This is a genomic window from Dellaglioa sp. CoH-57-MRSF-19, assembly GCF_056781975.1.
In genome coordinates this window covers 707-1,062 of record NZ_JBXAXW010000028.1, presented here as the reverse complement: position 1 = coordinate 1,062, position 356 = coordinate 707, and the positions used below count along the sequence as shown (strand labels likewise).

General features: G+C 55.3%; 1 protein-coding gene. It reads right to left on the bottom strand.

Features of this window, described 5'->3' with window-relative positions; genetic code table 11:
- Positions 1 to 330: hypothetical protein (locus AC1RO3_RS07950; protein WP_481763922.1), on the bottom strand; the 330-nt coding region annotated here is incomplete at its 3' end.
- Positions 331 to 356: the final 26 nt, after the last annotated feature.

The following is a 356-nucleotide window of genomic DNA, read 5'->3' as shown; positions in this document are numbered from 1 at the left end:
GTGTTGCACTTGTGGAAACACAGAGTGCATGGCCTCATCGCCTGAGAACAGGATGTGGGTCGGCTTGAACTTCTTGATCGCCTTCTTCAGGCGTTCACCATAAGCAGCTTCGGCCTCACGACGCTGCGCTGGCCCCATCTTGAGGTGTCGGTTTTCCGCGAAGTTGATCACCATGTAACTGGCTTGCGGAATCTGCTTATCGCCAGCATAGGCACGGGCGATCTTGTTGCCATACTTCAAGGCATTTACGAACGGGAGACGCGTCTCCCGTACACCAAGAAGCTCGCCTTCTTTCAGATCGCGCGAATCGAGATGCTGGAACACAGCCATCACGCGACGGCTGCTGTTGCTCCAGT